The organism is Pseudoalteromonas sp. (assembly GCF_041629635.1).
In the GTDB taxonomy this organism is placed as follows: Bacteria; Pseudomonadota; Gammaproteobacteria; order Enterobacterales; family Alteromonadaceae; genus Pseudoalteromonas.
Genome location: NZ_JBFKMX010000021.1, coordinates 1 through 6,969 on the forward strand (window position 1 = coordinate 1; position 6,969 = coordinate 6,969).

General features: G+C 41.7%; 8 protein-coding genes and 1 tRNA gene. 8 read left to right on the plus strand and 1 reads right to left on the minus strand.

Annotated elements, in window-relative coordinates; translation table 11 throughout:
• Positions 1-252, plus strand: a 252-nt coding sequence (locus ABYD77_RS05095) for a serine hydrolase (RefSeq protein ID WP_372767642.1), incomplete at its 5' end; no start/stop codon positions are given.
• Positions 253-285: 33 nt separating this feature from the next.
• Here the strand turns inward: ABYD77_RS05095 and yhbY are convergent.
• Complete coding sequence (yhbY, locus tag ABYD77_RS05100; RefSeq protein WP_038640790.1) at positions 286-582, minus strand: ribosome assembly RNA-binding protein YhbY; 297 nt, start codon at positions 580-582, stop codon at positions 286-288.
• Positions 583-668: 86 nt separating this feature from the next.
• Here yhbY and rlmE point away from each other — a divergent pair, with 86 nt between their 5' ends.
• The 7 genes from rlmE (at position 669) to ABYD77_RS05135 (ending at position 6,837) form a co-directional block, all read left to right on the plus strand.
• Positions 669-1,298, plus strand: coding sequence for a 23S rRNA (uridine(2552)-2'-O)-methyltransferase RlmE (gene rlmE / locus ABYD77_RS05105; RefSeq protein WP_372767644.1), 630 nt, complete (start codon positions 669-671; stop codon positions 1,296-1,298).
• A 66-nt stretch (positions 1,299-1,364) separates the two neighbouring features.
• Entirely contained in the window at positions 1,365-3,317 is a 1,953-nt protein-coding gene (ftsH, locus tag ABYD77_RS05110; RefSeq protein WP_372767646.1) for an ATP-dependent zinc metalloprotease FtsH, read from the plus strand.
• A gap of 50 nt (positions 3,318-3,367) precedes the next feature.
• The gene (folP, locus tag ABYD77_RS05115; RefSeq protein WP_372767648.1) at positions 3,368-4,216 is read left to right on the plus strand and encodes a dihydropteroate synthase; all 849 of its coding nucleotides are present in this window, start codon (positions 3,368-3,370) and stop codon (positions 4,214-4,216) included.
• Positions 4,206-5,564 (plus strand): phosphoglucosamine mutase, encoded by a 1,359-nt coding sequence (gene glmM / locus ABYD77_RS05120; protein WP_372767650.1) that lies wholly within the window; start codon positions 4,206-4,208, stop codon positions 5,562-5,564. The genes folP and glmM overlap by 11 nt, the downstream gene beginning before the upstream one ends.
• 62 nt (positions 5,565-5,626) lie before the next feature.
• Positions 5,627-6,376 (plus strand): triose-phosphate isomerase, encoded by a 750-nt coding sequence (gene tpiA / locus ABYD77_RS05125; protein WP_372767652.1) that lies wholly within the window; start codon positions 5,627-5,629, stop codon positions 6,374-6,376.
• Positions 6,377-6,378: 2 nt separating this feature from the next.
• Positions 6,379-6,735 carry a preprotein translocase subunit SecG gene (secG, locus tag ABYD77_RS05130; RefSeq protein ID WP_372767654.1) on the plus strand — a complete coding sequence of 119 codons (357 nt, stop codon included), beginning with the start codon at positions 6,379-6,381 and terminating at the stop codon, positions 6,733-6,735.
• A 15-nt stretch (positions 6,736-6,750) separates the two neighbouring features.
• A tRNA-Leu gene (locus ABYD77_RS05135) sits at positions 6,751-6,837 on the plus strand.
• Positions 6,838-6,969: the final 132 nt, after the last annotated feature.

The window sequence follows — 6,969 nt, forward strand, 5'->3', positions numbered from 1 at the left end:
AAGCGCAGGGTTTGGCGTTCAAAACTCAAAAAAGCGCAATATGGTTTGGGTTGGCGGATTTATAATTACAAAGGTGAGACCATTTATTACCACAGTGGCTGGGTGCAAGGTTATCGCGCAGATCTGTTAGTGATCCCGAGATTAGAATTGGGTTTTAGCTTAATGATTAATGCAGAAGCGGGCATTTTAAATGAGTTAACAACCGATTTTCTCGATATGACATTAAAGCAATACAATAAAAAACGCGCATAAAGCGCGTTTTTTTAGGTTGATATTCGATTTGAATTAACCTTTTGGCAATTGGATCTTTTTATCTTCGCTTTGTTTATAAAGCACGATAATGTGACCAATTGTTTGTAACTTGATAGCACCAGTTTCGCGAACAATTGCTTCAAAAATTAGCGCTTTTGTTTCGCGATCACTTGTAGGCACTTTCACCTTAATTAATTCGTGAATTTCAAGTGCGTTTTCAATTTCGAGAAGAACACCCTCAGTTAAGCCATTTGCACCTAAAAGAACAACAGGGTTTAACGCGTGTGCTTCGCCTTTTAAAAACTGCTTTTGTTTGTTTGATAACTTCATATTTAGTAAATTTCGCAGAAATAATCTTGAATTAAGGGTATTCTACCGCCATATAAGAAATAATACTAATTCTAGAGTAGAATTTAATGTCTAATAAAAAGCATTCGGCTAGTTCAAAACGCTGGTTAAAAGAGCATTTTGATGATGTATATGCCAATGAAGCCCGTAAACTCGGGTATCGTTCGCGCGCTTACTTTAAAATAGAAGAGCTCGACAAAAAAGATAAATTAATTCGCCCAGGCTTAACTGTGGTGGATTTAGGTGCCGCTCCTGGTGGTTGGTCGCAATATGCAGCTGATAAAGTAGGCGACAACGGCACTGTAATATCTTGTGACATTTTACCAATGGACCCCCTGCCAGGCGTAGAATTCTTACAAGGTGATTTTCGTGAAGAGGCAGTATTGGATGCACTGTTAACACGAATTGATGGTAAAAACGTTGATTTAGTAATGTCAGATATGGCACCTAATATGAGCGGAAATAACGTGACAGATCAAGCTGGTAGCATGTATTTAGTGGAACTTGCCTTTGATATGTGTCACCAAGTGCTTAAACAAAACGGTAATTTTGCTGTCAAAGTTTTCCAAGGAGAAGGATTTGATCAATTTGTAAAAGATTTACGTAATAGTTTTAAAACTGTCAAGATACGCAAACCTGACTCATCGCGTGCACGCTCTCGCGAAGTTTATATAGTAGCGACAGGTTACAAACTGTAGTACAGTATTTAAAGTAAAACATTTTTTCATTGTTAGATAAGACAAGAGGTTAATGCCTTGAGTGATATGGCTAAAAATTTAATTCTCTGGTTGGTTATCGCCGTTGTTTTGATGTCGGTATTCCAGAGTTTCAATCCAGGCGAAGGTTCTAATCGCCAACTCGCATATTCGCAGTTTGTTAAAGAAGCACGTTCTGAACAAATCCGAGAAGCCAAATTTGACCGTACCGCAGGTATTGTCTACGGCACTAAATTAAATGGTGAGCAGTTTAAAACTGTGATCCCAATGCACGACCAGTACATTGTTGATGAACTTATTAAAGGTGGTGCTATTGTTGAGGGTGTTGAGCCTGAAGAACAATCACTACTTGCGACCATTTTCATTTCATGGTTCCCGATGTTACTGCTTATTGGTGTTTGGATATTCTTTATGCGCCAAATGCAAGGCGGTGGCGGTAAAGGCGCCATGTCATTTGGCAAAAGTAAAGCACGCTTAATGAGCGAAGACCAAGTTAAAACAACATTTGCTGATGTAGCTGGTTGTGATGAAGCTAAAGAAGACGTAACTGAATTAGTAGACTTCCTACGCGACCCATCAAAGTTCCAAAAATTGGGGGGTAGCATTCCTAAGGGCGTACTGATGGTAGGTCCTCCGGGTACAGGTAAAACGTTACTTGCTAAGGCAGTTGCAGGTGAAGCAAAGGTACCATTTTTTACAATTTCTGGTTCAGACTTTGTCGAAATGTTTGTTGGTGTGGGTGCTTCACGTGTACGTGACATGTTTGAACAAGCTAAGAAAGCTGCGCCTTGTATCATCTTTATCGATGAGATCGATGCGGTAGGTCGCCAACGTGGTGCAGGTCTTGGTGGTGGTCATGATGAGCGTGAGCAAACACTAAACCAAATGCTTGTTGAAATGGATGGCTTTGAAGGCAATGAAGGTATTATTGTAATTGCCGCTACTAACCGTCCAGATGTATTAGACCCAGCGTTACTTCGTCCCGGCCGTTTTGACCGTCAAGTTGTTGTTGGTCTGCCGGATATCCGTGGTCGTGAGCAAATTTTAAAAGTACATATGCGCAAAGTACCTCTGGCAGATAATGTTGAGCCAGCAGTGATTGCACGTGGTACACCAGGTTTCTCAGGTGCAGATCTTGCAAACCTAGTAAATGAAGCTGCTCTTTTTGCTGCACGTGGTAACAAACGTGTTGTCAGCATGGCTGAATTTGATGCCGCTAAAGATAAAATCATGATGGGTGCAGAGCGCAAATCAATGGTAATGAGCGAGCAAGAAAAAGAAATGACGGCTTACCACGAAGCAGGTCACGCAATTGTTGGCCGATTAGTGCCTGAGCATGATCCAGTTTACAAGGTATCAATCATTCCGCGTGGCCGTGCACTTGGTGTGACTATGTATTTACCAGAGCAAGATCGCGTAAGTCATTCTAAGCAACACTTAGAGTCGATGATTTCGAGTCTTTACGGTGGCCGTATTGCTGAAGAGTTAATCTACGGCGCAGATAAAGTGACTACTGGTGCAAGCAACGATATTGAACGTGCAACCAGCATTGCACACAAAATGGTTACGCAATGGGGTTTAAGTGAAAAACTTGGTCCGCTTCTTTATTCTGAAGAGCAGGGCGAGGTATTTATGGGTCGCAGTCAAACTCAAAATAAGAGTATGTCTGGTGAAACAGCTAAACTTATTGATGCAGAAGTACGTGACTTCTCAGATCGTAACTACAAGCGTGCTGAAGATATTCTAAAAGAAAATATGGATATTCTTCATGCAATGAAAGATGCGCTAATGAAGTACGAAACCATTGATGCAGCTCAAATTGACGACTTAATGGCTCGTCGTGAAGTGCGCCCACCGCGCGATGCGCATGATCGTAAAGATAACGATAAGCCAAGTGCAGGCGCAACAGCTGATGATGTACCTCAAGCAGAAAAACAGGTTGAAACAGAGAAAAAACCTGAAAATAAACTTGATGATACCGACCAACCATCGGTAAACTAACAACCCTAAAAACCCCGAGCTACTCGGGGTTTTTTTAAATCTACATTCCTATGTCTACAATCAATTTACCAAACGGCAAGGTATTAGACCTAAGCCAAACCCATATTATGGGTATATTGAATCTTACGCCAGACTCTTTTTCTGATGGCGGCAGTTACCAGCACCTCGACAGCGCTGTCATTTCGGCGTTGGCGTTGCTTGAAAATGGCGCAACCATCATTGATATAGGCGGCGAATCAACCCGTCCAGGCGCCCCAGATGTTGCCCTAGAAGAAGAGCTCTCACGTGTTATTCCTGTGATTAAAGCCATTCGAGAAAAATCAGATTGCATTATTTCTATTGATACCAGTAAAGCAGAAGTGATGCGTCAAGCAGTGCATGCAGGGGCTGATATCATTAATGATGTACGCGCATTACAAGAACCTAATGCGTTGGCAACAGCAGCTGAGCTGGGTGTGCCAGTGTGTTTAATGCATATGCAAGGTCAACCTCGCACTATGCAGGCAAACCCTCAGTACATAGATTTAATAAATGATATTAAACAGTTCTTTGTGGAGCGAATTGCTGAGTGTGAGAAAGCTGGAATAACTCGCGATAAAATTATACTCGACCCAGGCTTTGGTTTTGGTAAAACACTTGCGCATAACTACCAAATTTTAAAATACATAGACGAGTTTAAAATAATGGGATGCGAAGTACTTGCGGGGTTATCTCGCAAGTCGATGATTGGTAATTTATTAGGACGCGATGTAGATCAGCGTTTAGCTGGCTCTGTTGCGGGAGCACTTATTGCCGCGCAAAAGGGCGCTAAGATTATTCGTGTACATGATGTTACAGAAACTGCCGATGCACTTAATGTATGGCGAGCCTGTGAACAAGGAATTACAAATGAACAATAGAAAATATTTTGGCACCGATGGTGTCCGTGGTGAGGTGGGGCAGTTCCCAATCACCCCTGAATTTGCATTAAAGCTAGGTTGGGCAGCGGGTAAAGTGTTATCAAAAGCTGGCACTAAAAAAGTCATTATTGGTAAAGATACGCGTATTTCGGGTTACCTATTAGAAACGTCACTTGAAGCAGGTTTAGTTGCAGCAGGTATTGATGTAATCTTGCTTGGTCCAATGCCAACCCCAGCAATTGCGTATTTAACACAAACATTCCGCGGCGAAGCGGGTATTGTTATCAGTGCATCGCACAATCCGTATCAAGATAATGGTATTAAGTTTTTCTCATCGCAGGGCACTAAGCTTGATGATGCACTTGAGCTTGAAATTGAAGCCATGATGGATGAAGAAATGACATGTGTTTCTTCGGAATCGCTTGGTAAAGCGAAGCGCCTTGATACTGCAGCAGGACGATATATTGAATACTGTAAAAGCCAATTTCCGAGTTCGTTATCACTTGAGGGTTTACGCATTGTGGTTGATTGTGCCAATGGCGCTACGTATCACATTGCACCAGATGTAATGCGTGAACTTGGTGCAGAAGTGATAAAAGTTGCGTGTGAACCAAATGGTTTAAACATTAACGCAAAATGTGGTGCAACTCATGTTGATACCATGGTGCAAAAAGTGCTTGAAGTAAAAGCCGATGTGGGTATTGCGTACGATGGTGATGGTGACCGTGTAATGATGGTTGACCATAAAGGCCGAGTATTCGATGGTGATGATATTGTTTACATTATTGCCAAGTATGCATTTGAAAAAGGCGAACTGGGTGGGGGTGTTGTTGGTACCGTAATGTCTAATATGGGCCTTGAAAATGCGCTTAAATCGCTCGGTGTTGAGTTTGAACGCTCTAAAGTGGGTGACCGTTACGTATTAGAACTATTAAAGCAAAAAGGTTGGAAAATTGGCGGCGAGAGCTCAGGGCATATTCTTAATTTAGACCGTATTTCAACCGGTGATGGCATTATTTCAAGCTTACAAGTACTTGCTGCTATGGTTGAAACGAATCAAACCCTTGAAGACTTAGGCCAAGGCTTTACAAAATACCCTATGAACATGATTAATGTGCGCTATGCAAAGGGCACTGAGCCACTTGCAAGTGATGATGTTAAAGCGGCGATTACTGAGGTTGAACAACAGCTTGGTGAAAAGGGCCGCGTACTTATTCGTAAATCAGGTACAGAGCCTGTTATCCGCGTTATGGTTGAAGCTGAAAAAGAAAAACAAGTCTTCGATTTTTCAAAGAAAATTGCCGATGTTGTTGAATCTATAAGCAAACAACTCGAAAACGCACAATAACCCCTTGTAACTTTTTGCGAGTCAGGATAACATCCTGCTCGCTTTCTAAATTGGAGTAAGCAATGGCATTACGTAAACCTATGGTTGCTGGTAACTGGAAAATGAACGGCTCACTTGAGCTTGTATCTGAACTTGCTGCCGTAATCACAAAAATTGATACCACAGACGTTGATATTTTAGTTTTCCCGCCATTCCCTTTAATTAAATCTGCTTTAGATGTAGGTTTGAAAGCCGGCGCTCAAACTGTCTCAGAAAACAATGCAGGTGCATTTACTGGTGAAGTTGACGCCCAATTGATTCACGGTCTAGGCGCAAATTACACCTTAGTTGGTCACTCAGAAAGACGAGCAATTTACGGTGAAAGTAACGAAACAGTTGCTGCAAAATTTGCAAAAGCGCAAGAAAACAACTTAACACCCATCCTATGTGTTGGTGAAAGTGAACAAGAACGTGAACAAGAATTAACCGAACAGGTTGTTTGGCAGCAAATTGATGCGATTATTAGCAAATTAGGTGTAGATGCACTTGCTAATAGTGTGATAGCATACGAGCCCGTTTGGGCAATAGGCACAGGTAAAACTGCATCGCCTGAACAAGCACAAGCTGTGCACAAATTTATTCGCAGCAAGCTGGCTGAACTTAACAGCGAGTTAGCTGCAAAAATACAACTGCTTTACGGCGGTAGTGTTAACGAGAACAATAGCGAACAATTATTTGCGCAACCTGATATTGATGGTGGTCTAATAGGCGGAGCAAGCCTTAAAGCTGATAGCTTTGCAACCATCTGTAATAGCGCAAAAGGAAATGGCTAACAATGTACGAAATTTTATTAGTAGTTTATCTTATTGTAGCACTTGCTTTAATTGGATTTGTTTTAATCCAGCAAGGTAAAGGTGCTGATATGGGTTCATCATTTGGTGCTGGTGCATCTGCAACCGTATTCGGTTCAAGCGGTGCTGGTAACTTTATGACAAAAACAACCACAACCTTAGCAACCGTATTCTTTGTGTTAAGTATTGTGTTAGGTAACCTAACAGCAGGTCAGATCAAAAAGACTGACGAATGGTCAGATTTATCATCAGACGCGCCTGCTGCTACAACAGTGGTTGCTGAACCAAAAGATAAAGACGTTCCTGCTTCTGAAAATAAAAGCAACGACGTTCCAAACTAATAAATAACATCTTCTGCGGATGTGCTGGAATTGGTAGACAGGCAGCGTTGAGGTCGCTGTGTGAGCAATCACGTGAGGGTTCAAGTCCCTCCATCCGCACCATGATTTTAGAAACCAACCATTTACGGTTGGTTTCTCGCTTTCATTAATATAGGTCTAAAAACTATATAAGCCATGTTTGTGACTTGCCTTTTATGAATATTATACGGCTACAATGTGATGCGATTAAAACAG

What these genes read in the sequence shown, in the direction of transcription:
- yhbY (WP_038640790.1), bottom strand. Translation starts at nt 582, where the DNA reads ATGAAGTTATCAAACAAACAAAAGCAGTTTTTAAAAGGCGAAGCACAC.
- rlmE (WP_372767644.1), top strand. Translation starts at nt 669, where the DNA reads ATGTCTAATAAAAAGCATTCGGCTAGTTCAAAACGCTGGTTAAAAGAG.
- ftsH (WP_372767646.1), top strand. Translation starts at nt 1,365, where the DNA reads ATGGCTAAAAATTTAATTCTCTGGTTGGTTATCGCCGTTGTTTTGATG.
- folP (WP_372767648.1), top strand. Translation starts at nt 3,368, where the DNA reads ATGTCTACAATCAATTTACCAAACGGCAAGGTATTAGACCTAAGCCAA.
- glmM (WP_372767650.1), top strand. Translation starts at nt 4,206, where the DNA reads ATGAACAATAGAAAATATTTTGGCACCGATGGTGTCCGTGGTGAGGTG.
- tpiA (WP_372767652.1), top strand. Translation starts at nt 5,627, where the DNA reads ATGGCATTACGTAAACCTATGGTTGCTGGTAACTGGAAAATGAACGGC.
- secG (WP_372767654.1), top strand. Translation starts at nt 6,379, where the DNA reads ATGTACGAAATTTTATTAGTAGTTTATCTTATTGTAGCACTTGCTTTA.